Origin of the sequence: Sphingobium sp. HDIP04 (assembly GCF_000445085.1) — a bacterium.
Classification (GTDB): domain Bacteria; phylum Pseudomonadota; class Alphaproteobacteria; order Sphingomonadales; family Sphingomonadaceae; genus Sphingobium; species Sphingobium indicum.
This window is the reverse complement of record NZ_ATDO01000077.1, coordinates 22,902-43,432: the sequence shown is the minus strand read 5'-3', so window position 1 is coordinate 43,432 and position 20,531 is coordinate 22,902. Positions and strand designations below refer to the sequence as shown.

The window sequence follows — 20,531 nt, the reverse complement described above, 5'->3', positions numbered from 1 at the left end:
CGCCCGTTTCACAAGGGGAGAAAAGGGCGCGCGCGGTAAACATAGGTTTTAGCCCTCAGGGGTTTCCGCCATGGCCGGCCGACGGTCGAACACTTCGTCGACCAGGCCGAACGCCTTGGCTTCCTCCGCCTCCAGGAAGGTGTCGCGGTCCATGGCGCGCTCCACTTCCTCCAGCGAGCGCCCGGTATATTGGACGTAGAGGTTGTTGAGGCGGCTGCGGATGCGCAGGATTTCCTTCGCCTGGATCTCGATGTCCGACGCCATGCCCTGCGCGCCGCCCGACGGCTGGTGCACCATGATGCGGGCGTTGCTGAGCGCGATGCGCTTGCCCGGCTCGCCCGCCGCGAGCAGGAAGCTGCCCATGGAGGCGGCCTGGCCGATGCACACGGTGCCGACCTGCGGGCGGATATATTTCATCGTGTCGTGGATCGCCATGCCCGACGTCACCACCCCGCCGGGCGAGTTGATGTACATCCAGATGTCCTTCTTCGGATTTTCCGATTCAAGGAACAGCAGCTGGGCGACGATCAGGGAGGCCATATGATCCTCCACCTGGCCGGTCACGAAGATGATCCGCTCCCGCAGCAGGCGCGAATAGATGTCGAAGCTGCGCTCGCCCCGGTTCGACTGTTCGATGACGATGGGGACCAGAGCGGCCATGGGATCGGACATGATATCGGTCATTTTGCTCTTTCAGGGTGTGTTGCTTTTGCCCGTTCTCTACATCGGCACAAAAAGCGGACGGTTCAAGGGGTCGCGTGAAACGCGGTCGGTTTGCCCGGCCGAACGGAGCGCGATCAGTCGCGCCGGGCGAAGTCGGAAGGCGCCTTGAAGGCGAGATAGGCAAGCCGGCGAACCTCCCGCCGCCCGCGCACCACGGTATCCAGTATAAGGCCGCACATGCCCGAAAGCGTGGCGAGGATCATGAGGCCGGTCACCAATATGGCGGTCGGGAAGCGCGGCACAAGCCCCGTCTTCATATAGGTGACGATCAGCGGCGCCGCCAGCACGAGCCCCGTCGCCGCCAGCAGCGCCGCGATGATCCCGAAGAACAGGATCGGCCGCTCGATGCGATAGAGCGTGAGGATCGTGCGCAGGATGCGCCAGCCGTCGCGATAGGTGCTGAGCTTGCTCACCGACCCTTCGGGCCGCGCACCATAGGCAGTGACGACCTCCGCCACCGGCATGGCGAGTTCCAGAGCGTGGACGCTGATCTCCGTCTCGATCTCGAAACCGGCGGACAGGACGGGGAAGCTCTTGACGAACCGTCGGGAAAAGACGCGGTAACCCGACAGAATATCGGTGAAGCTGCGCCCGAAAAGCTGCTTCAGCAGGCCGGTGAGCGCCCAGTTGCCGAAGCGATGGCCGCGCCGATAGGCCTCCTCGATCTCGCTGCGCCTTGCGCCCACGACCATGTCGAGATTGTCCTCCAGCATCGCCGCGACCATCTTCGGCGCGGCGGCGGCCTCATAGGTCGCGTCGCCATCGGCCATGATGTAGATGTCCGCATCCACATCCGCGAACATGCGGCGAACGACATGGCCTTTTCCCTGTTGCGCGACCCGGCGGACAATCGCCCCCGCGCCCGCCGCCAGTTCGCGGCTGGCGTCGCTGCTGTTGTTGTCGAACACGTAGATTTCGGCCGACGGCAATGCGCGGCGGAAATCCTCCACCGTCCGCACGATCGCTTCCGCCTCGTTATAGCAAGGCAGGATGACCGCGATCCGCGGGTTTGCAATCCCCTCCCCGCTTTCCACCGCCGGAAATTCCTTCATCGACCCCAAAACCTTTTCCACCCCTTGCGTCGTCCCGGAAACCTGCCGCGCTCCATCGAAGGCAGGAGCGCAGTTCAGACGGGTGAACCAGGCTCCCGCCTTTACAGGAGCACCTCGCGACTTGCCCAATCGCCGCTGGAATGGCGAGACGACATCATTTCGTCTGCCACGCCGAGCCCGAAATGAAAAGCGCCCGGACTTCCTCGCGAAGCCGGGCGCTTGTCCATTCCGGCCGAGAAGGCCTTATTCGGCCTTGGCGGCAGCCTTCTTGGCCGGAGCCTTCTTCGCCTTGGGCTTGTCCTCGGCAACCGCCTCCTCAGCCACGGCCTCGTCCTTCTTGGCGGCCTTCTTCGCCGGCGCTTTCTTGGCGGGGGCTTCGGCCTCGTCGGCAGCAGCCGCTTCCTCAGCGTCGGCGGCCTTCTTCTTCGAAGCAGCCTTCTTCGCCTTGGGCTTCTCGCCATGATCATGATCATGGTCATGATCGCAGTCCGGACCGTGGACATGCGGCTTCAGGTCGCCATCCTCAGCCTCGATCGCGGCTTCCAGTTCCTCGCGGCTGACGGCGCGGTCGGTGATTTCCGCCTTTTCGAACAGGAAGTCGACCACCTTGTCCTCATAGAGCGGGGCGCGAAGCTGCGCGGCGGCCATCGGATCCTGACGCACATATTGCACGAAACGCTCGCGATCCTGCGGGCTGTACTGCTGGGCCGCCTGCATGATCAGGCGGTTCATTTCCTGGTCGCTGACGACCACGCCATGGGCCTGGCCGATTTCCGAAAGCAGCAGGCCCAGGCGGACCCGGCGCACGGCGATGGCGCGATAATCTTCCTTCTCCGCCTCCATCTCCTTGAGGGCCGCTTCGGGATCTTCCTCATGGCTGGCTTCATGCTGAAGCTGCGCCCAGATCTGGTTGAACTCGGCCTCCACCATGCTCGGCGGCACGTCGAAATCATGCGCGGCCGCCAGTTGGTCGAGCAGCTTGCGCTTCATATAGGTGCGGGTCAGGCCATTATGTTCCTGCTCGATCTGGCCCTTCAGCAGTTCCTTGAGCTGGTCCAGGCCTTCCAGCCCCAGCGACTTGGCGAAATCATCGTCCAGCTTGGGCTTGTCGGCGTCCAGGATCGCCTTGACGGTGATGTCAAAGGTCGCCTCCTTGCCCGCCAGGTGCGCCGCGCCATAATCTTCCGGGAAGGTGACGGTGATGGTCTTCTCGTCCCCCTTCTTGACGCCGGTCAACTGCTCCTCGAAGCCGGGGATGAACTGGCCCGAACCGATCTTCAGCTTCACGTCCTCGGCCGAACCGCCCTCGAACGCCTCGCCGTCGATCTTGCCCACAAAATCGATGGTCAGCGTGTCGCCGTCCTTCGCCTTGTGGCTTGCGGCATGCTCCTCAAGGGCGCCCTGCTGCGTCGCGATGCGGCCCGCGGCTTCATCCACCTGCGCGTCGGCGACCTCGACGGTCAGGCGCTCCAGCTTCAGCCCTTCGATGCTGGGCGCTGCAATCTCCGGCAGAACTTCCAGTTCGACCTTCACTTCGGCGTCCTTGCCGAATTCGAAGCCCTCGTCCAGTTCGACGGACGGCTGCATGGCGGGACGCAGCTTGTTGTCGGCGATCAGCTTCTGGATGCCGTCCTGGATCGAGTTGTTGAGCGCATCGCGCTGCAACGATTCGCCGTGCATCTTCTTGACGAGGTTGGCCGGCACCTTGCCGGGGCGGAAGCCGGGCATGCGCACCTGCGGCGCGATGGCGGCGACTTCCTTTTCCACGCGGGCGTCGATGTCCTTCGACGTGATGGTCACGGTATAGGCGCGCTTCAGGCCCTCGTTCAACGTCTCGACAGTCTGCATCTCTTCTCTCAAACGCTTTCTTAAAGCTGAATTTCGTTGGCGCCTGGCGCAGTTCCACGGTCTGGCGCACTGGTGCGGGCGAAGGGACTCGAACCCCCACATCTTGCGATACCAGAACCTAAATCTGGCGCGTCTACCAATTTCGCCACGCCCGCATCGGTCGCCGGTCGGCGCGGCATAGAGAAAAGCGGCCCATGAAGCAAGGGCCAGAGGTCCGGCCTGTGGATAACCAGTGGATAAGTCCGGACGGAACCGATCCGCCTGCCCGCGCTTACCCCTTATTCACCCCACCTTATTCAGGAGAGACAGCGATGGCCACCCGACCCGACACCGCGCCAGACGGCGTGCCGCCCCCTGACAGGATCGACCCGCAATCGCCGCCCGAAACCCCCGCCCCCCTCCCGCCCGATGAGGCCCCCGCCGGGCAGCCGCCCGAAATCGTGCCGGATGCGCCCGACTTCGACCAGCCCGACCGCGCCCCGCCCGAACTTCCCCCCGCCTGATCGACATTTTGGCCACAGCAAGACGGGTTTTCCACAGAAACCCGCAATAATGCCCGCGCAAGCGCTGGACAGGCCCCTGCATCCATGATTGAACTATGACAAACAGATGAAATCGGGAGAGGCGCGGCTGACAGCAAGGGGGTCATCGTGCACGGGGTTCGCGCTAAGCTGGAATGGTTCAAGACAGTGATCCTGCCGCAGGAAGCTGCCCTAAGAGGGCGCCTGCGGAGAATCCTGCCTGCCAATCAGGAACTGGAAGACATGGTCGCGGAGGTACTTGCCCGCGCCTATGCTACTGAAAATTGGGAAAATGTAACGACGGGCCGCGCCTATCTGTTCACGATAGCGCGCAATCTGGTGATCGACACCGCCCGCCGGAACAAGGTGGTGAGTTTCGAAACCATCGCCGACCTGGAACTGTTGCAGGGCGAAAATAACGTGGAAGCGCAGCTCCACGCCCGCGAGGCGCTGCGCCAGGTGGAAACGATCGTCGATTCGCTTCCGACACAATGCCGCCGGGTCTTCATTCTCCGCCGCATCCACGAAAAATCGATGCTGGAAATAGCGGAGGAAATGTCCCTGTCCGTTTCTACAGTTGAAAAACATCTGGCCAAAGCGATCGCAATAGTTATGCGGGCCTGGGCAGAACGTGAGGAAACGGATTTCGAACGTGCAGGCGTCGGGACCAGATTCGGGCTACGAAAGCAGGGGCAAGATCGAGGCGGAAGCCGCGCGCCTGCTGGCAAGGCTTAACAGCGGCCCTCGCACCGAGGTCGAAGCCGAGATCTGCCATTGGGTCGAAGCCGACCCCCGCCATGCCGTAGCGTTCGCCCGGGCCGAAGCCGCCTGGGAAGCGGCCGAGCGACTGAAAAGCGCCGCCGCCGAAGTCAACCTGCCCCCGCTGGAAACCATCGTCAGCGAGGAGCAGCAGCGCCGCCTGTCGCGCAACATCATGATCGCCGCCGCCGTTGCGGTGATGCTGTTCATCGTCGCCGCAATCGTCACCGTCCGCACCTTCAGCGGCGTGGACCATTATGAGACGGAGATAGGGCAGATCAGCGACATCGCGCTGGACGACGGCTCCACTTTGCATCTCAACAGCGACAGCGCCGCGGAAGTCCGCTTCACCGATCACGGCCGCAAGGTCCGCATCCTGAAGGGCGAAGCCTCTTTCGACGTCGCTCATGACCGTTCCCGCCCCTTCGACGTGGAGGCCCGGTCCGCCGTCATCCGCGCCGTGGGCACCGCCTTCAACGTGCGGCTGCGCCCTTCGCTGGTCGAACTGACGGTTACGCAAGGCACCGTTACCGTCCATTCCGGCAACAAGCTGGCTCAGCAGATCAGCGCGGGCAGCGGCGCCGTCATCCAGCCGCGCAGCGTGTCGCTCACCCATCTCGACTCGCGCCTGATCGGCCAGCGCACCGCCTGGCGCGAGCAGATGGTGGAACTGGACGGCGAAACCATCGAACAGGCCGCCAGCGAGTTCAACCGCTACCGCGCCGCGCCGATCCTGATCGGGGACACGCGGGTTTCCTCGCTCCGCATCGGCGGCCGCTTCCGCATCACCGACAGCAAGGAATTCCTTTCCGCGCTGCGATTGAGCCTGCCGATCCGCGTGGTCGACGGACAGGACGGCTCGGTCATGCTGCTCTATCAGGATGAGCAGGAACCTGCGGGCGAATAAGATCGGGGGCTACGCGGCCCGTTCCGAACTTATCCCAGCAATTCCCTGACCAGTTCGGGCACAAGGACGCTCGCGGCTCCCATCCGGCTTTCCTCGAAATAGAAGCTCCCGGCCGACGGTTCCAGGTTCAACTCCAGCGTCCGGGCGCCGACATGGCGCGCCGTCTGCACAAAACCCGCCGCCGGATAGACCGCCCCGGACGTCCCCACCGAAACGAACAGGTCGGCCCGCCGTAACGCCTGGTCAATGACCTCCATTTCATAGGGCATCTCGCCGAAAAACACGATGTCGGGCCGCAAAAGCGCCCTTCCGCAGCCATCGCAGGGCGATCCGGGCGGCAAGGCCTCCGTCCAGGGCTTCGCCTTCCCGCATCCCGCGCAGAGCGCCGAGCGCAACTCCCCGTGCATATGGATGAGCCGTTTTGCCCCTGCCCGCTCGTGGAGATCGTCCACATTCTGCGTGACGATCAGCAATTCCCCCGGCCATTGCGTGTCCAGCGCCGCCAGCGCTTCATGCGCGGCGTTCGGCCTCACATCCGCCAGTTTCGCCCGCCGCTCGTCATAGAAGCGGTGCACCAGCGCCGCGTCGCGCGCCAAGGCCTCTGGCGTGCACACATCCTCCACCCGATGCCCTTCCCACAACCCGTCCGGTCCGCGAAAGGTCGCCAGCCCGCTTTCGGCGGAAATCCCGGCGCCGGTCAGGATCACGATATTGCGAATGTCGTCCATTTATCTTTCCCGTCCCGTTGCGCGATAAGAGGGCCGCCCAAGTCCCTATGCCACCCACTTCCCATTGCAAGAACCGATAGCAAAAGGATGACAAGAGCCATCTATTCTGGCATCCGCCACGCGACTTTTTAAGGAATGACTGTGATGACCAGCATCGGGATTTTCGGAGCGGCCGGCCGCATGGGACGCGCCATCGCGCAGATCGTGCAGGAAGCGGGCCTGAAAATCGCCGGAGGCACCGACCGCGACGGCGAAGGCGAAATCGCCCCCGGCATCCCGATCACCGCCGACCCCCTGGCGCTGGCGCAGCGGAGCGACGTGCTGATCGACTTTTCCGTGCCCGCCGCGCTGTCGGCCCATCTGGACGCCTGCATCGCCGCGAAGAAGCCGGTCCTTATCGGCACAACCGGGCTGGAACCCGCGCATCACGCGCTGATCGATGCAGCGGCGAAGCGCATTCCGCTGCTCCAGACCGGCAACACTTCGCTCGGCGTCAATCTGCTGGCGGCGCTGGTGGAACAGGCGGCAACGCGCCTTGGCGACGATTGGGACATAGAGATCGTCGAAATGCACCACCGTCATAAGGTCGACGCTCCGTCCGGCACCGCGCTGCTGCTGGGCGAAGCCACCGCGCGGGGACGCGGCATCGCCCTGGCCGATCATAGCGAGCGCGGTCGCGACGGCATCACCGGCGCGCGCGCCAGGGGAGCCATCGGTTTCGCCGCGCTGCGCGGCGGTTCCGTGGCGGGCGATCATCAGGTCATCTTCGCCGCCGATGGCGAGCGGATAGAGATCGGCCATCGCGCCGAAAGCCGCATCATCTTCGCCCGCGGCGCGGTGAAGGGCGCGCAATGGCTGATCGGCCAACCCGTGGGCCGTTATGACATGAAGGGCGTCCTGGGCCTCTGACCGTGAACAAGGACCGGATATTCGACTTTTTCAGCCGCCTTGCGGAGGCCAATCCGGCCCCTCGCACGGAACTGGAATATGGCAATGACTATCAGCTTCTGGTGGCGGTGGTCCTGTCGGCGCAGGCCACGGACGTCGGCGTCAACAAGGCGACCCGCGCCCTTTTTCGGGAGGTCCGCACGCCGCAACAGATGGTCGATCTTGGGGAAGAGGGCCTGAAAGCCCATATCAAGACGATCGGCCTGTTCAACGCCAAGGCCAAGAACGTCATCGCCCTGTCGGAAATATTGGTCCGCGATTTCGGCGGAGAAGTGCCGCAGGACCGCGACATCCTCACCACCCTGCCCGGCGTCGGGCGCAAGACCGCCAATGTCGTCATGAACACCGCCTTCGGGCAGGAGACGTTCGCGGTCGACACCCATATCTTCCGCGTCGGCAACCGCACCGGCCTGGCGCCCGGAAAGACTCCGCTGGCGGTCGAACTGAAGCTGGAAAAGCGCGTCCCCGGCCCCTTCCGCCGCGATGCGCACCACTGGCTGATCCTGCATGGCCGCTATGTCTGCAAGGCGCGCAAGCCCGAATGCTGGCGCTGCATCGTCGCCGACTTCTGCCGCTTCAAGCCCAAGACGCCCGCGCCCGGCGCCAAGCCCTGATTATTGTGCGGTTCAGGCGCCGTGCGGTAAAAGGAGCGGCAGGACGGATGATGCGTTTCCGCGACGTCATCCAGACAGTCAACAGGAGAGACGTCATGTCTGCCCCCCTTATCCGCAAACTCGCGCTGGCGGCCGCGCTCGCCTGCGCTGCCGCCCCTGCCGCCGCCAAGAAAGCGCCGGACAATCTGGTTCCCGCCGGAAAGCCGGTCGATTGCATTCAGTTGAGCGCGATCCGCTCCACCGACGTCCGCGACGACCGGACCATCGACTTCATCATGAACGGCAACAAGGTGTATCGGAATAGCCTGCCCATGAGCTGCCCCAGCCTGGGTTTCGAAAAGCGCTTCCTCTACAGGACCAGCCTGTCCCAGCTCTGTTCTGTGGACATCATCACCGTGCTCTATCAGACTGGTGGCTTGCAGCGAGGGCCGAGTTGCGGGTTGGGGAAATTCCAGCCGATGCAGAAAATGGCGAAATAACTTTGGCCTGAGACGATTTTGATGCTGGCGCGAGCGATTGGCCTTTGCTAAGCGGCCCTTCGCACTAGCGACACGCACCCATAGCTCAGCTGGATAGAGCGTTGCCCTCCGAAGGCAAAGGCCAGAGGTTCGAATCCTCTTGGGTGCGCCACCTTTCGCATTTATGCGCCCTTTTCCAATTGGTTATCGGTTTCATTGGCTAACCTTTTGCGGAGGTTAGCCATCAACATCGCGCCAGCTTCATCGGAAAGCGTCTTCTGATCTGCGGCCGCCGTGTATCGAGCAACCTCGCTATCGGTCGTATGACCCGTCCATGATTTAATCTGCTGGTTACTGCATCCGGCTTCTGCAAAGCGCCGCGCAGCCGCCTTACGGAGGCCATGGGCGGTGCATGCCGGCAGACCCGCCTCATCGCACCAATCCCGAAACTTGTTGCCGAAGCCCTTCCGCGTGAATGGCCGTCCATGCGCACTGACAATGAAGATCATCGCCCGTGAAGGCGTGGCCAGTATCGAGGCGGCCAAGGGCGGCAAGACCGGCAGGCTGACCGTAACCCCGGTCTTTTCCTGCGTGAGGGTAATCCGCTTATCTCGGACATGCCCAGGCCCCAAGAGCCTCACGTCACCGCCACGTTGGCCGGTGAAGAGCAAAAGATCGAACGCCAAGCGCGCCATGGAACCGAGCTTGTGCGTCGCCTCGTAAGCGGCAATTTCCTCCTCGCTCCAGGTGTGAAAGCCGTTGCCATCAACCTTGAAGGGCCTCGTTGCATCAACGGGATTGACCTTTGCCATGCCCTGCCGAATCGCGAACTGCATCAGCGCCTTAAGCCGTTTCCTCAGCATATTGGCGGCCGTCCGATGCGGGAGCATGTCGGCCATCATCTTTTCGACGTGTCGGGGCTGGAGATCGCGCACCATGGCATCGCCATATCGCTTTCCACTCGTCGGCTTATGGTTGCGCCATCGCTCGATGACACCGCGATAAACGACGCGCGTCCGCTCACTCGGATCTAGGAAATCCGGCGAATGATAGTAACGCGCAATGAGATCATCGAAGCTACCAGGCGCGACACGATCGGCGCCAGCTTCTATCGGTGGCGCGGCGGTGCCGTCTATACATGCTGCATATTCCTGCCGGAATGCTTCGCTGCCAGGAGCCGCTTTGAATGAGTAAGTAGCAAAGCCCTTGCGGCGGAACCGATATCGCGGCTTGCCGTGACGGTCGCGATACTCGCTCACCCATTCAGGAAGCCAGCGCCGTTTCATAAGCCCTGAATGTCATCGAACGAGTTAGCAGATTTCGGCTTATCGTCGCCAAACATCACCTCAATCCCACCTGTCGGGTCCAACCGGTATCCAGTCGGCTTTAACCCAGCAGCTACGGCGGCCCGCAACGCGCGCGTCGCATCAGCTTGCTTGAAGGCCGCACGGCGTGACATTACGCAGCCACCTCCGCAGGCAAATCACCGCGCAGCACTGCCTCCAGCCGGAGCTTGGTTTTACAAACCTGGCGGGGAAGCGCCGCGATAATCTGCAAATCACCGCTACTCCGGTCAGAGATTGCCGAAACGATTTGCTCATCTCCGATGATGTGAACGCCATCAGATGGCTGGAATCCACTTCCACCAACTTTGATGTGCAGGAATGGCCCACCCTCCCAGCGCCATTTTCCGCTTGAGGATTGCTCCTGACAGATGAGGTCAACCGCCCCTAAAATCTCATCCCGCTTGTCATTTAGCAGCGCAGCAGCGAGGCCGGGGGCAAACCCGCTATCGAGCGCCAATGCCTTCATCAGGCTCAAAATTACTGCATCGCCCAAATTGTAACGAGGATGCCCACCAAGTCGCGGTTGGCCAAGCTTCAAGGCCCAAGTACGAGCCGTCGTTGGGGCGACGCCGGCGGCCGCATAGATAGCACCACCACGAAGGTTCGAAAAAATGTCAGGCTTGGGCATCACAAACTCCATTTCAACGGAAGCCCGTTTAAATGAAGATTGACGCGGTTGCAAGCATTTGAACGCACGCTCGTTCATAATGCCCTTTGCAAAGTTAGCGCCCCTCCCATTGCAGCAAACCGCTGCAAATCGCCCATGATGGCGTCCCACCAATCTTCCGGCCAATCGGTGAATTCCTCCCACCGCTGGCGGGCGTAGTCTATCTTCCAGATTACCCCCGAAAGATGCTGCGCTGGGGTCAGAATAAGCGTCTCTTCGGCCTCGCAACGCGCATCTAGCAGCCGATCATATTCGGCATGAACATGAGCAGGAATTTCGCGGCCGCCATTTTCTTGAACGTGATAGGCAGGGCTCCATTTCGACCGATCATAGGCAGTTTCTGCGGCGAGGGCTTCGTTGAAGCACTTCATTGCGGCGGCCCAGGTCGATGACGGCGAGACAGCAAGCGCTGGGGCGGCAACAATTGTGGGAGCCAACATCATCCCCGCTAGCAACGCGCGCCGCGTTGAAGGGGCGCAGCCATCGGAAAAACTGTCCGGACTGTCCGTGCTGCGCGCGCTCATGCCGCCAGCCTCCGCAGATCGTCCTCGATGTAGGCCCACGCAATTTTCTCATCGTCCGAAGCCGAAAGGTGATCGTCATGCAGTTTGATCTTAAAGGCGACGGCATCGAGGTCGGGAGCAGGCATCCTGACGAGCGCAATCGCGGCGGCGTCTACCGGCTTGTAATAGCGCCCTGTTTCACCTTCTTCATTTCTCAGGGCGTCCGCCGCCTCGTCGAACTTCTCCGGTTCTTCATCTCGATTCAGCTTTGCGAGACAGAACGCTTCATTCGCCCAGTTCATCGGGCCGAGCGCATAATAGGCGTCCATCCGCAGCCGAAGACGCCGATATTCATGATATGCGCGATCCCAGGCGGAACGATCAGGTGATGCAGGAACTGACGCTGCCAGCGCTGGAGCCGCCGGAGCCAGCATCATCCCAGCGAGCACGGCGCGTCGCGAGGGGGATTCCTGTTCGGTAAATCCCGGTGACATACCAGCAAAATTCGGCGATTTGCCGGGTGCAACAGAAGGATCGCCCGTGATAGGGGCGGAAACAGCCTGAGACATGGGTAGACTCCGTGTCGATGGTTAGAGCCGGAGTGAGGTTGCCGCCTTGCTCCGGTTCGCCTTTGTGGTATCAAGAACCTATGAACGGGTCAAGACGTGATACCAAAAACCTCGGAGGGCGTCCTAAGACTGGCGTGGGTACACCTATTATGGTGCGCCTGCAGCCCGATCAATTAGCGGCGCTCGACGCATGGATAGCCTGCCAGGAAGAGCCGCGCCCCTCCCGACCGGAAGCAATCCGTCAGATTTTGACGGCCCATCTACAAGGTTAAAATTATGGATGTAGAAACCGCGAAGGCGATTCAAGACCTCGCGAAGATGATAGATCACGTTAATTCCACCAAGAGCCTTGGAGGATTGGCGCTGCATCTGTCTATAATATCACTGTGTTCGCAGCGCCAAAACAATATGCTGACCCCGAAAATTGAAAATTCGGTGGAAGAAGTTTTGACCGAATATAATACTATCACCAACGGCGAGCCGTACGAAAAATCTCGAGAGATTTTCCTTAAGGTGCGTGAAATGTGGGATGCAAGCAAACCCCAAGTATAACTTGCCAGCCGGTCCAGAGGAAAGGCCGTGAACTATGCACCACAAACGCCAGCGCTCCCGAAATCAACGAGCAGGCTGCAAACTCTGCAAGCCATGGAAAGCGAACGGCTTCCGAACGGAACGAATCGGGGGTGAAAAATTCAGCGACCACCGCCGACGCAATCCGCCCTTAGCCCCCTATTGAGGACATTCGGAGATTATATGAATGATTTGCACACGCTTGGCGGTGTTGATCGGTGTCCACATTGCTCTGTGTCTCCGCCCCTGTTGCTTCAAATGTGGCGTGGGGGCACCCCCTCAACAGATGGTGCTAGGCGACAATGGGGCTTTTTCGCCTGTGTAAAGTGCGGGGGCGGTATTGCTGCCTCGTCGCTTCCCAACTTCGCGTTAGAAGATCAGCGTCCAGCCAGTGTGTTCCCTGCCGTGCGCTCGGCGCATGAGGATATTCCGCCGATCGCTCGACAGTTTCTTCAGCAAGCTTTTGATACGTTGCATGCCCCCGATGCGGCTGGTGTTATGGCAGGCAGCGCGGTCGATTCCATGTTGAAAGAGCTGGGGTATGAAAAAGGCTCGGTTTATGAGCGCATCGACCAAGCACTGGGCGACAATAAGCTAACTGAGGGTATGGCCGCGTGGGCACATTCGGTAAGGCTTGGCGCCAATCGTCCACGGCATGCCGACAAGGAAAAGCCTCATCTAAGTCCGGACGAGGCTAAACAATCCGTGGATTTTGCTGAGGCTCTGGGGAATTTTCTTTTTGTTTTGTCAGCAAAAATACAGAGAGGGATTGCCGCAGCGAAAGCTGCTGAATCGTAGGCTATCCATGCTCAAATCTGGGGCGAAGAGCGATGACGCGTAAGGCTGATGCTGAAAAGGCGATCCGCTCTTTAGCGAGCCAATGGGCAAGGAAAAACGGCATAGCGGCCGGGTCAGCCGATATGCCGTCATTCGATGATTTCCGCTCCTGGCTGGGCAGCGAGGGCTATTCCCACTATCTCGACTTCCGGTCGGTGATGGGGCCGCTAGAAGATACTGAGCGCTGGTTTGACGAAGAGCTGAAGCAAACCTGGCGGAATTAGCTCCGGTGTGATGACAGGTCTCTCTATGCCCGCACGGCGCCGTTTATGGGCTGGCCGATTTGATCGGGCCAGGTAGCGACAACCTCAGAGGAAACGCCCTCCGGCGCAATCGTGGTCAGTACCGCCTGCCCGCCGATTCTGAACCCGCCGTCCGGCCATGGCTGGCTGCGCTGGAATTCTATCATCGCCCGCCCATCGACGCTGGGTTGAAATGCGGCGATGGCAGAAGGATCATAGGCCGCAGCATCGCACGTAAAGGGACCGAAAGGCACCATGCCCGTAACCCAGTAGCGTACGGGAACCGACGTGTTTGCCGGAAGCTCTTCCGGGTTCTCCCGACTTTCCGAACGCGCGACCGATAACAGTGGGCGCTTCAACTGAGGATTGATGATCGCTACCGCGAGAAAATAGCCGTGCACTTCGTCATGGATAGAGTGCCGCCGCATTTCCAGCGTCATCCGAACCATGAGGGCTGGCAGGCTGGCCAGCAAGTGTGGTGCATCTATCGGCTGAATTTCACTGATACCCGCCTGCAAGACCTCAGTGGGCAGACATCCGGTTGCGGCAATGGCGGCTCGCTGACCGAACAGCAGGCCGTCAACCACTACCGTCTTGAATGTATGGCGCAGCAGCGTCGAGCCATCCATGGGATAGGCCGCTGTGTCGTTCAGGATATAGGCGTTCCGCCCATCCTCCCACATGTTCAGCGCAGTCATGGGCGATGATCTCCAGAATCTGTTTCGGGTCGAAAGGTTTGATAGCGGCCAGGCCAGCGCCGATAGATGCCGCCATACCCACCGCAGATGCGTATGTGGCGATGCTGGCCAGTGTGGCGGTGGAAACGCTCGCTACTGTAACACTGCCAGCCATGCCTGCAGGCGCGGCCAGGGCGGCTGCCGCGCCGATGCCTGTAGCGACAAGGGAGACAGCGCCCGCGATGACCGCAACGGTTCGGAGGGTCTTAGACACGCCACGCTCCTATGATGTTGGCGGGATCAAGCGCCATCTGCGGTTTGATCCCGCTTGGGTCATCGCCATGCCAGCCCAGGAACTTGCCGCCGGCCCATATGCAGATGCTGTCAAACCCTTCATCGCCTCTGAGAATGACAATATCCCCGACAAGCACGGAGGCAGGCGCGATGCGCTCCAGCAGGCTATCCAGAAGAGCGGGAAGGTCTGCAAAGCCGGTCTTTTCGAGAGCCTTGCGGGCGCCCAGCGCCGAACGAAAATCAGGGATCGGTGGAGGTGTGTGACCCAATCGCCGAAGATGAAAGCGGGCCATATGGATACAGGTGGCGCGAGCTCGCCAGTCAAACGCCTGGCTGCGATACTTGGCCATCGTTGCGGTGGTAGCGGCGGCGCGCTGAACTAACGTTAGAGACGACATTTCCACATCCGTTGAATTGGCGGGAGGGGTGAAGATGACCCATGCGAGGCCAGGGCGGCCCCTCTCGCCGAAATATCCGCCCTTCGCTTATCAGCCGACGACAGCGCCGGGGTTCTTATACGCGCCGCGCCAATCGACCAGACCGGCCCCAAAATCCATGTAGACGCGGAATGAGGTGCCCAGCGTGTCCCAGCCCTCCTTCATCTCGACGCGTGGACCTTCATGGCCCTCCAGATAGGCATATTCCAGCACAGGCGCGTTTACGGGATCGGCAAAGAGATACCATGGCAAGGCATCGAGGCGAGGATCAACCAGCGGCGTGAGCTTGCCCGCAAAGGGATTGGCTTCATCCACCTGGTTGGCACTGAGTTGCGTCGCTATGAGCTGCTCGATTGCTGTTTCATAGGAGGGACTGGAAAGGATATATTTCGGCGCGGCGGCAATAGGCGTCACGCCATCCAAATCCTTCTGGCTGCGCATGGCAAGGCGGCCATCGCTAAGCGTGGCGACACTGGGGGCCGCCCCGGTTCCTGCCAGGTTGCCATGCTCCGCATTAAACAGCGGATTGCTGTCCGACATGGCGGGATTATTGTTGATGAAGCTGGCAAGCAGGCTCGCTTCGGTTTCTCCGGCCGCGCGCGCCATGACGCGGATCGGATCGCCGAACGCCCCCAGATCATCGTTGATGATCGCTTGCCGGGAGAGGGCGAACATCTTGGCGAAGGTTTTGACCTGATAGGTTTCCTTCCGCGATTTGAAGGTGCCGGACTTGATCTCGCCCGTTTCCAGCACTTCCGACAGCGTACCGAAGCCGGAAAGCTCCAGCCCGCTGATTTCGCGGAAGTCTCGCGCGTTGCGCCTGCGGCCGATCAGCTTGAGAGGCGATTCAGCAGCTGCAAACATATCCATCAGGAAGCGTTGGCCTGCGCCCGTCAGAAGATCTGGGAAATCGCTGGCGGTGTGATAACCGCCACCCCGATAGGCCCCATTGTCAAAGCCACGGGTTCGGTTCCAAGCTGCGGCGTTCAACACATCCCCCGGCGCCATGCTGTTGACGCCACGCACTCCGGCGCGCTCCGCTATCTGTCCCGCGATCTGGACAAGCGACATGTGCATGAACGCGCGAGCCTGATCTGTCGGCGCGCGACCGCTCATGCGGGCATATAGGGCATCCTCGATGGCGCGGGCGTGGAAATTCGGGTTCTCATAGGTGGCACTCCCAGAGCCCCACCGATCGACAATTTCGCGCGGGCCGCCGCCCGCAGGGGAGGTGGCCGCACGTTGACGTGATGCGAGTATGCCCAGCAAGGTTTCCCGCATCTCGTGTTCGTTCATCCCTCGCTCGGCGATGTCGAGGATGATGCCATTGCAATCCTCCCGCGTGAGTTGTGCGTATGCCCCTTCGCTGGCGGCCATGACATATTCCCGGATACGAGCCAGCGATACGGGATCGTTCGTGATCGGTGCGGGTTCGGTAGCAGGCTGCTGACCATCAGCGGTGCGCGAAATGCCGAGGGTGTTATGGCGCGTGTGAGACATGGAAGAATACTCCTGAACAGGATGAGGACGAAGGATGCAGGGGGAGGATTCTGGCGCATCACGAACTTGCGCCTGGGCATCGAACGGCACCGGCACGAAACTGATTTCAAACGGCTCCCAATCGACGGCGCGGTAAAGCGGGCGCTGCCCCGGTGCCCTCTCGATCTCATAGACATGGACCATGTAACCGACCGAAAGATTGCGGATGATGCCCGACGCAATGTCGGAAACGATGGAGGCAATGTCTGGCCGGTCGGATAGCCGCACGGTGGCGACGCCTTGACCGTTCTGCATCCGGGCGGAACCGGGCACCACCGCCCCGATCTGGTTGGCCAGGCCGCTCCGGCGGTGAGTATCTAGGACCGGAGCACCAGCGTTGAGGCGGTCAAGGCGAACGGCAGTCGAGCGCGTGTCCAATTCCTCATCGACGGTTTCGAAGCTCTCCCAATCGAAGCGCGCGCCACGCGCACCAGTCGTCCAGACAACTTCGATGGTGCGGCTTTCAGCGTTCCAACTCGTGGGCGATATGTCCGCCGACCGGGTACGCGGGGCCGCCATCACGCGGCGCTCTGTCATAGTGGGGGCTGTGTTGCTCATGCCCCTGATACTCTGCACAGCGGGGCGGGAGGTAAATTACCGTTATGAGGCCATACGCGGACATGTGAGGCCAAATGCTACCTTTTCTTGGCCACCGTCCATTTCCTCGGCCGTCTCGCGATCCGCAATCCGAAATTGGGCTGTAGATCGGCTGTCCTTACGCGGCGTTGGACTGAACCGGCGCGACTCTGGTCGAAAGCTGGAAATCTATCAGTTGATCGAGAGTATAGCTGATCCGACCTCCAGGCGAACGATGATGACCGATCAACTGTGCTATACGATAGCGACGCAGCGTCCGGCCGGAAATGTTCAAATACTTGGCGGCCGACGCCTCATTATATTCATCTTTCAATCCATCTACCATCTCATCACCACATTCAAATGTGAATTTCAGTGCATGTACCAGTTCAGTTCATGGAGTTCATAATCCTGTATTACTTATGAACCCTATTTATGTGCACCTCGCCTCACCGCACTAGGCGGCCCCACCCCAGAAGGACCCGTTGGGGGGATCAGTGGGCATTCCGCCGCCGCCAGTCGCTGGCCGCCTCATCGAGCATAGATGCCATGAGCGAAATCGCCCCTTCGGTTCCAAACCGAGCCACAAGGAGATGGGCAGCAGCGCTCATGAGGGCCGCAGCCGCATTGGCTGGATGATCGCTGTGACAGACCGCCTGCTGCGCTAACTGGCTGGATAAGGATGAGTCTTGATTATTCTCTTTACCCATTGAATATCTCCTTACGGACAGACGGACAGTCACCCCATTTTCGCACATGCGCACACGCGCATATGGGGCCAACATGAAGATAACTGTTCAGACTGTCCGTAACTGTCCGTAACCCGCAGATTTGCTAGGGTTGCAGCTACGGACGGTTTACGGACAGACGGACAGTTAGAAGGGGGCGAGATCAACCTCACCGACCTCCGATCTCATCACGGAAAAGTCTGGAGCGGCCCGCAACGGACAGTTAGGGCATTCCAAAGCCCAACTGTCCGTAAACTGTCCGTAGCAGCGCATCAGTTCATTGATCGCCATGTCTATCGGCTCCAACATTGACCCGCAACTTAGCTCCTCGCCGCATGATCCGGCCGCGATGGTCCTTCTTTCCAGCGGGGATGCCTTCCCGGCCCAGCGCTCGACCAAAGGCCGTTCTACTCATCACGGCAGAAGGGGCGAGCGCCTGCCCTGCGCACCAGTCCGTATAATCGCTGTAGAGCAGCGAGGACCGGACCACGCTATCCGACACCCGATCAACGCGATAGGCGAACCAACGGGAGAAGGCCGCCGCTGCAATGTATTTCTCCACCAACTGCGGAGGAAGCGCCATCGCGTCGAGTATCCAGGGCGGGCCAATGCCCAACGTTAACCGTTGTCGTAACTGATCCAGTTGCAAGATGATCGCATCGATCTGCCCGATAAGCTCGGTGACATTTTGGCGGGCGGCCTCGCTATGTAGAACGCCTTCTAGCCCGTCAGCGAGTGCCGCAGGACCGAAAAGTGAAAACTGCGGTTTCATATCGCGCTGCCAGCGCCGCCACGCCGCGCCATTTTCCAGAATGGAAAGTTCGCCATTCGTCGCTGAACAGCGCAGATTTCCGCGCGTCCTATTGGACGGGTTCGCCAATACAACTCTTTGAAATCAAGGGATACCCTATCCCCTCTTGGGTGCGCCATTTCCCCGCCATTTCCCCGATGGATCTCACGGAAATCTTCTTTCCAGGCCAAGCAGATAGCGCTTGGCCTTCAGACCGCCAGCAAAGCCCGTCAGCGCGCCATCGGCGCCGACCACCCTGTGGCAGGGCGCAATGATGGAAATCGGGTTTCGTCCATTGGCGGCTCCCACGGCGCGGCAGGCGGACGGCTTGCCGATCTGGCGGGCGATGTCGGCATAGCTGCGGGTCTCCCCGAAGGGGATGGTCAGCAGGGCAGCCCAGACGCTTTTCTGGAAATCCGTGCCGCTGAAATGGAGCGGCAGGTCGAACGCTTCCCGCTGTCCGGAGAAATATTCGCCGAGTTGCCGCCCGGCTTCCTCCAGCACCGGATGATCGCCCCGCTCGATCCGCGGCCCCAGGCGCACCCGCCGGGGATCGTCATCCTGCCACAGCACCGCAGCCAACCCCGCCTCGCCCGCCACCAGCGTCAATTCGCCGACAGGGGAATCCATCGTCCGATATGCGTAGGTCATGCCTGTCCTTCCCACCCTTGGGCGGGCCGCGTTGAGGTCCCGCGCTCCAGGATTTTGTTGTCGCATCCTTCTAAGCGGATGCTCCAGAAAGGCACCATGGACTATGCCGGCATGGCCGCCTTCCCGCCGCTTGCGGCCAAAAAGTTATTTCAGGCCGCCACCCATAGCGCGATAAAGTTCGACCATGTTCGCGGCGCGGCTCAGCCTTGTCGCCAGCAGGCTCCGCTCCGCATTGTATAGCGTCCGCTGCGCGTCGAGCGTGGTCAGGAAAGGGTCGACGCCGGCGCGGAACCGCGCTTCGGACAGGCGATAGCTCACCCGCGCCGCATCCCGCAGCGATGTCTGCGCCTCCAGTTGCTGCGTCATCGTGCCGCGCCGGGCAAGCGCGTCGGCGACTTCGCGAAAGCCTGTCTGCACGCTTTTCTCATAGGTCGCGACCATCGCGTCATAGGTCGCCCGCGCATAGCGCAGATTGCCCCTGTTGCGGCCGAAGTCGAAGATCGGCAGGCTGGCGGAAGGCGCCACGGACCAGGTGTCGCTGCCCGACTTGAACAGATTGGATAGGCCGAGGCTCAATGTTCCGAACGCGGCGGTCAGCGAGATGTTCGGGAAGAAAGCTGCCCGCGCCGCGCCGATATTGGCGTTGGCGGCCAGCAACTGATGCTCCGCCGCCATGATGTCCGGACGGCGCAGCAAGGCCGTGGAAGGCAGGTCGGCCGGAAGGCTGGAGAGCGTGACGTCGCCTTCCGGCATCGCCGCCGGCAAGTCCTCCCCCGCCACTGTCGCGCCGGCCAGCAGGTTCAGCGCATTCTGGTCCTGCGCCACCAATGTCGTCGCCTCGGCAATGTCCGACCGCGCCTGGTCATGGCTGGTCTGCGCCTGCCGCACTTCCAGTTCCGACGCGATTCCCTTGGCGAAGCGCGCCCTGGTGAGGTCAAGCGTCTGTCCGAAGGCCTTTTCCAGATCCCGCGCTATCCTCAACCGCTCCTGATCCGCCGCCATCGTCAGCCAGGCATTGGCGACCTCCGCGATCAGAGCGGTCTGCGCCGCGTTGCGGTTCTCGACCGATGCGAAATATTGCTCCTGCGCCGCCCTGCTCAGGTTGCGCAACCGCCCGAACAGGTCGATTTCCCAGGCGGACACGCCGACCGACGCCGAATAGATGTCCGTCCGGCCCGTCCCGACCTGGGAGAAGGGCGTATCCTGATAGGTGGCGCTGCCGTTGGCGCTCAGCGTCGGGAAAATATCCGCCCGCCGCACCCGATATTGCGCCCGCGCCTGCTCCACATTGGCCAGCGCCACGCGCAGGTCGCGATTATGCGCCAGCGATGTTTCGATCACCCGCGCCAACCGGGGATCGACGAAGAAATCCCTCCAGCCCGTGTCCGCCGGGACGATCGCCTGCCCCTGCCCAGCCGGATAGGCGGGCCCCTGCGGGCTCGCCCCCGCCACCGGCAGGGCGGGCCGCACATATCGGGGCGCCATGTCGCAGGCCGCGAGCGTCAGCGCCAGGGCAGCGGCGGAGAACGGCTTGATCTTGTTCATCG

At 61.3% G+C, this 20,531-nt stretch carries 24 protein-coding genes and 2 tRNA genes; 10 read left to right on the top strand and 16 right to left on the bottom strand.

Annotation, left to right across the window (positions count from 1 at the left end; translation table 11 throughout):
• Positions 1-48 precede the first annotated feature (48 nt).
• The 4 genes from clpP to L286_RS32975 form a co-directional block, all read right to left on the bottom strand.
• A complete protein-coding gene (gene clpP / locus L286_RS32990; RefSeq protein WP_007685070.1) occupies positions 49-684 on the bottom strand; it encodes an ATP-dependent Clp endopeptidase proteolytic subunit ClpP in 636 nt (211 codons plus the stop codon).
• Positions 685-797: 113 nt separating this feature from the next.
• Positions 798-1,775: a glycosyltransferase family 2 protein gene (locus tag L286_RS32985; RefSeq protein ID WP_020819204.1), complete on the bottom strand. Its 978-nt coding sequence runs from the start codon at positions 1,773-1,775 to the stop codon at positions 798-800.
• Between the two features lie 243 nt (positions 1,776-2,018).
• The gene (tig, locus tag L286_RS32980; RefSeq protein WP_020819205.1) at positions 2,019-3,623 is read right to left on the bottom strand and encodes a trigger factor; all 1,605 of its coding nucleotides are present in this window, start codon (positions 3,621-3,623) and stop codon (positions 2,019-2,021) included.
• A 70-nt stretch (positions 3,624-3,693) separates the two neighbouring features.
• A tRNA-Leu gene (locus L286_RS32975) sits at positions 3,694-3,778 on the bottom strand.
• Positions 3,779-3,934: 156 nt separating this feature from the next.
• On the opposite strand from L286_RS32975, the gene L286_RS32970 reads away from it, so the two are divergent.
• From L286_RS32970 to L286_RS32960, 3 genes are all read left to right on the top strand, one after another.
• Positions 3,935-4,126, top strand: coding sequence for a hypothetical protein (locus L286_RS32970; RefSeq protein WP_020819206.1), 192 nt, complete (start codon positions 3,935-3,937; stop codon positions 4,124-4,126).
• 147 nt (positions 4,127-4,273) lie between these two features.
• Positions 4,274-4,879, top strand: coding sequence for a sigma-70 family RNA polymerase sigma factor (locus tag L286_RS32965; RefSeq protein ID WP_013040249.1), 606 nt, complete (start codon positions 4,274-4,276; stop codon positions 4,877-4,879).
• Entirely contained in the window at positions 4,797-5,810 is a 1,014-nt protein-coding gene (locus tag L286_RS32960; RefSeq protein WP_007685060.1) for a FecR family protein, read from the top strand. The genes L286_RS32965 and L286_RS32960 overlap by 83 nt, the downstream gene beginning before the upstream one ends.
• A 29-nt stretch (positions 5,811-5,839) precedes the next feature.
• Here the strand turns inward: L286_RS32960 and L286_RS32955 are convergent, their stop codons facing one another.
• Positions 5,840-6,538: an NAD-dependent deacylase gene (locus L286_RS32955; RefSeq protein WP_020819207.1), complete on the bottom strand. Its 699-nt coding sequence runs from the start codon at positions 6,536-6,538 to the stop codon at positions 5,840-5,842.
• A 144-nt stretch (positions 6,539-6,682) separates the two neighbouring features.
• Between L286_RS32955 and dapB the strand changes: the two genes are divergently transcribed.
• The 4 genes from dapB to L286_RS32935 all read left to right on the top strand — a co-directional run bounded on the left by dapB (position 6,683) and on the right by L286_RS32935 (position 8,730).
• Positions 6,683-7,447 carry a 4-hydroxy-tetrahydrodipicolinate reductase gene (dapB, locus tag L286_RS32950; RefSeq protein WP_020819208.1) on the top strand — a complete coding sequence of 255 codons (765 nt, stop codon included), beginning with the start codon at positions 6,683-6,685 and terminating at the stop codon, positions 7,445-7,447.
• Positions 7,448-7,449: 2 nt separating this feature from the next.
• A complete protein-coding gene (gene nth, locus L286_RS32945; RefSeq protein ID WP_020819209.1) occupies positions 7,450-8,100 on the top strand; it encodes an endonuclease III in 651 nt (216 codons plus the stop codon).
• A gap of 95 nt (positions 8,101-8,195) precedes the next feature.
• Entirely contained in the window at positions 8,196-8,579 is a 384-nt protein-coding gene (locus tag L286_RS32940) for a hypothetical protein (protein ID WP_029986595.1), read from the top strand.
• Positions 8,580-8,653: 74 nt separating this feature from the next.
• Positions 8,654-8,730, top strand: a tRNA-Arg gene (locus tag L286_RS32935).
• Between the two features lie 10 nt (positions 8,731-8,740).
• Here the strand turns inward: L286_RS32935 and L286_RS0124485 are convergent.
• The 4 genes from L286_RS0124485 to L286_RS48430 all read right to left on the bottom strand — a co-directional run bounded on the left by L286_RS0124485 (position 8,741) and on the right by L286_RS48430 (position 11,643).
• Positions 8,741-9,844 (bottom strand): tyrosine-type recombinase/integrase, encoded by a 1,104-nt coding sequence (locus tag L286_RS0124485; RefSeq protein WP_025160731.1) that lies wholly within the window; start codon positions 9,842-9,844, stop codon positions 8,741-8,743.
• A 172-nt stretch (positions 9,845-10,016) separates the two neighbouring features.
• The gene (locus tag L286_RS48440) at positions 10,017-10,610 is read right to left on the bottom strand and encodes a hypothetical protein (RefSeq protein ID WP_125445786.1); all 594 of its coding nucleotides are present in this window, start codon (positions 10,608-10,610) and stop codon (positions 10,017-10,019) included.
• Positions 10,607-11,095 (bottom strand): hypothetical protein, encoded by a 489-nt coding sequence (locus tag L286_RS48435; RefSeq protein ID WP_125445787.1) that lies wholly within the window; start codon positions 11,093-11,095, stop codon positions 10,607-10,609. Before L286_RS48435 ends, L286_RS48440 begins: the two co-directional genes overlap by 4 nt.
• Positions 11,092-11,643 carry a hypothetical protein gene (locus L286_RS48430; RefSeq protein WP_125445788.1) on the bottom strand — a complete coding sequence of 184 codons (552 nt, stop codon included), beginning with the start codon at positions 11,641-11,643 and terminating at the stop codon, positions 11,092-11,094. The genes L286_RS48435 and L286_RS48430 overlap by 4 nt, the downstream gene beginning before the upstream one ends.
• Before the next feature lie 276 nt (positions 11,644-11,919).
• Between L286_RS48430 and L286_RS32925 the strand changes: the two genes are divergently transcribed.
• The 3 genes from L286_RS32925 (at position 11,920) to L286_RS32915 (ending at position 13,274) form a co-directional block, all read left to right on the top strand.
• Positions 11,920-12,195 (top strand): hypothetical protein, encoded by a 276-nt coding sequence (locus tag L286_RS32925; RefSeq protein WP_020819217.1) that lies wholly within the window; start codon positions 11,920-11,922, stop codon positions 12,193-12,195.
• A 201-nt stretch (positions 12,196-12,396) separates the two neighbouring features.
• Complete coding sequence (locus L286_RS47875; protein WP_084498512.1) at positions 12,397-13,011, top strand: DUF4145 domain-containing protein; 615 nt, start codon at positions 12,397-12,399, stop codon at positions 13,009-13,011.
• Positions 13,012-13,043: 32 nt separating this feature from the next.
• Positions 13,044-13,274, top strand: coding sequence for a hypothetical protein (locus L286_RS32915; RefSeq protein ID WP_021223305.1), 231 nt, complete (start codon positions 13,044-13,046; stop codon positions 13,272-13,274).
• Positions 13,275-13,297: 23 nt separating this feature from the next.
• Here the strand turns inward: L286_RS32915 and L286_RS32910 are convergent, their stop codons facing one another.
• The 7 genes from L286_RS32910 to L286_RS32885 form a co-directional block, all read right to left on the bottom strand.
• The gene (locus L286_RS32910; RefSeq protein ID WP_020819219.1) at positions 13,298-13,990 is read right to left on the bottom strand and encodes a hypothetical protein; all 693 of its coding nucleotides are present in this window, start codon (positions 13,988-13,990) and stop codon (positions 13,298-13,300) included.
• Between the two features lie 245 nt (positions 13,991-14,235).
• On the bottom strand, positions 14,236-14,661 hold the full coding sequence (locus L286_RS32905) for a DUF6950 family protein (RefSeq protein WP_021223304.1): 426 nt from the start codon (positions 14,659-14,661) through the stop codon (positions 14,236-14,238).
• A 90-nt stretch (positions 14,662-14,751) separates the two neighbouring features.
• A complete protein-coding gene (locus tag L286_RS32900; RefSeq protein WP_152520591.1) occupies positions 14,752-16,797 on the bottom strand; it encodes a prohead protease/major capsid protein fusion protein in 2,046 nt (681 codons plus the stop codon).
• A 512-nt stretch (positions 16,798-17,309) separates the two neighbouring features.
• A complete protein-coding gene (locus L286_RS48425) occupies positions 17,310-17,525 on the bottom strand; it encodes a hypothetical protein (protein ID WP_020819222.1) in 216 nt (71 codons plus the stop codon).
• Between the two features lie 295 nt (positions 17,526-17,820).
• Positions 17,821-18,423: a hypothetical protein gene (locus L286_RS32895; RefSeq protein WP_125445790.1), complete on the bottom strand. Its 603-nt coding sequence runs from the start codon at positions 18,421-18,423 to the stop codon at positions 17,821-17,823.
• Between the two features lie 75 nt (positions 18,424-18,498).
• Positions 18,499-18,984 (bottom strand): methylated-DNA--[protein]-cysteine S-methyltransferase, encoded by a 486-nt coding sequence (locus tag L286_RS32890; RefSeq protein WP_013040338.1) that lies wholly within the window; start codon positions 18,982-18,984, stop codon positions 18,499-18,501.
• 144 nt (positions 18,985-19,128) lie between these two features.
• A complete protein-coding gene (locus L286_RS32885; protein WP_020819224.1) occupies positions 19,129-20,529 on the bottom strand; it encodes an efflux transporter outer membrane subunit in 1,401 nt (466 codons plus the stop codon).
• Positions 20,530-20,531: the final 2 nt, after the last annotated feature.

What these genes read in the sequence shown, in the direction of transcription:
- L286_RS32900 (WP_152520591.1), bottom strand. Translation starts at nt 16,797, where the DNA reads ATGAGCAACACAGCCCCCACTATGACAGAGCGCCGCGTGATGGCGGCC.
- L286_RS48440 (WP_125445786.1), bottom strand. Translation starts at nt 10,610, where the DNA reads ATGAACGAGCGTGCGTTCAAATGCTTGCAACCGCGTCAATCTTCATTT.
- L286_RS32940 (WP_029986595.1), top strand. Translation starts at nt 8,196, where the DNA reads ATGTCTGCCCCCCTTATCCGCAAACTCGCGCTGGCGGCCGCGCTCGCC.
- L286_RS32955 (WP_020819207.1), bottom strand. Translation starts at nt 6,538, where the DNA reads ATGGACGACATTCGCAATATCGTGATCCTGACCGGCGCCGGGATTTCC.
- L286_RS47875 (WP_084498512.1), top strand. Translation starts at nt 12,397, where the DNA reads ATGAATGATTTGCACACGCTTGGCGGTGTTGATCGGTGTCCACATTGC.
- L286_RS48425 (WP_020819222.1), bottom strand. Translation starts at nt 17,525, where the DNA reads ATGGGTAAAGAGAATAATCAAGACTCATCCTTATCCAGCCAGTTAGCG.
- L286_RS32915 (WP_021223305.1), top strand. Translation starts at nt 13,044, where the DNA reads ATGACGCGTAAGGCTGATGCTGAAAAGGCGATCCGCTCTTTAGCGAGC.
- L286_RS0124485 (WP_025160731.1), bottom strand. Translation starts at nt 9,844, where the DNA reads ATGAAACGGCGCTGGCTTCCTGAATGGGTGAGCGAGTATCGCGACCGT.
- L286_RS32890 (WP_013040338.1), bottom strand. Translation starts at nt 18,984, where the DNA reads ATGACCTACGCATATCGGACGATGGATTCCCCTGTCGGCGAATTGACG.
- L286_RS32905 (WP_021223304.1), bottom strand. Translation starts at nt 14,661, where the DNA reads ATGTCGTCTCTAACGTTAGTTCAGCGCGCCGCCGCTACCACCGCAACG.
- L286_RS32985 (WP_020819204.1), bottom strand. Translation starts at nt 1,775, where the DNA reads ATGAAGGAATTTCCGGCGGTGGAAAGCGGGGAGGGGATTGCAAACCCG.
- L286_RS48435 (WP_125445787.1), bottom strand. Translation starts at nt 11,095, where the DNA reads ATGAGCGCGCGCAGCACGGACAGTCCGGACAGTTTTTCCGATGGCTGC.
- L286_RS32885 (WP_020819224.1), bottom strand. Translation starts at nt 20,529, where the DNA reads ATGAACAAGATCAAGCCGTTCTCCGCCGCTGCCCTGGCGCTGACGCTC.
- clpP (WP_007685070.1), bottom strand. Translation starts at nt 684, where the DNA reads ATGACCGATATCATGTCCGATCCCATGGCCGCTCTGGTCCCCATCGTC.
- L286_RS32910 (WP_020819219.1), bottom strand. Translation starts at nt 13,990, where the DNA reads ATGACTGCGCTGAACATGTGGGAGGATGGGCGGAACGCCTATATCCTG.
- dapB (WP_020819208.1), top strand. Translation starts at nt 6,683, where the DNA reads ATGACCAGCATCGGGATTTTCGGAGCGGCCGGCCGCATGGGACGCGCC.
- tig (WP_020819205.1), bottom strand. Translation starts at nt 3,623, where the DNA reads ATGCAGACTGTCGAGACGTTGAACGAGGGCCTGAAGCGCGCCTATACC.
- L286_RS48430 (WP_125445788.1), bottom strand. Translation starts at nt 11,643, where the DNA reads ATGTCTCAGGCTGTTTCCGCCCCTATCACGGGCGATCCTTCTGTTGCA.
- L286_RS32970 (WP_020819206.1), top strand. Translation starts at nt 3,935, where the DNA reads ATGGCCACCCGACCCGACACCGCGCCAGACGGCGTGCCGCCCCCTGAC.
- L286_RS32925 (WP_020819217.1), top strand. Translation starts at nt 11,920, where the DNA reads ATGGATGTAGAAACCGCGAAGGCGATTCAAGACCTCGCGAAGATGATA.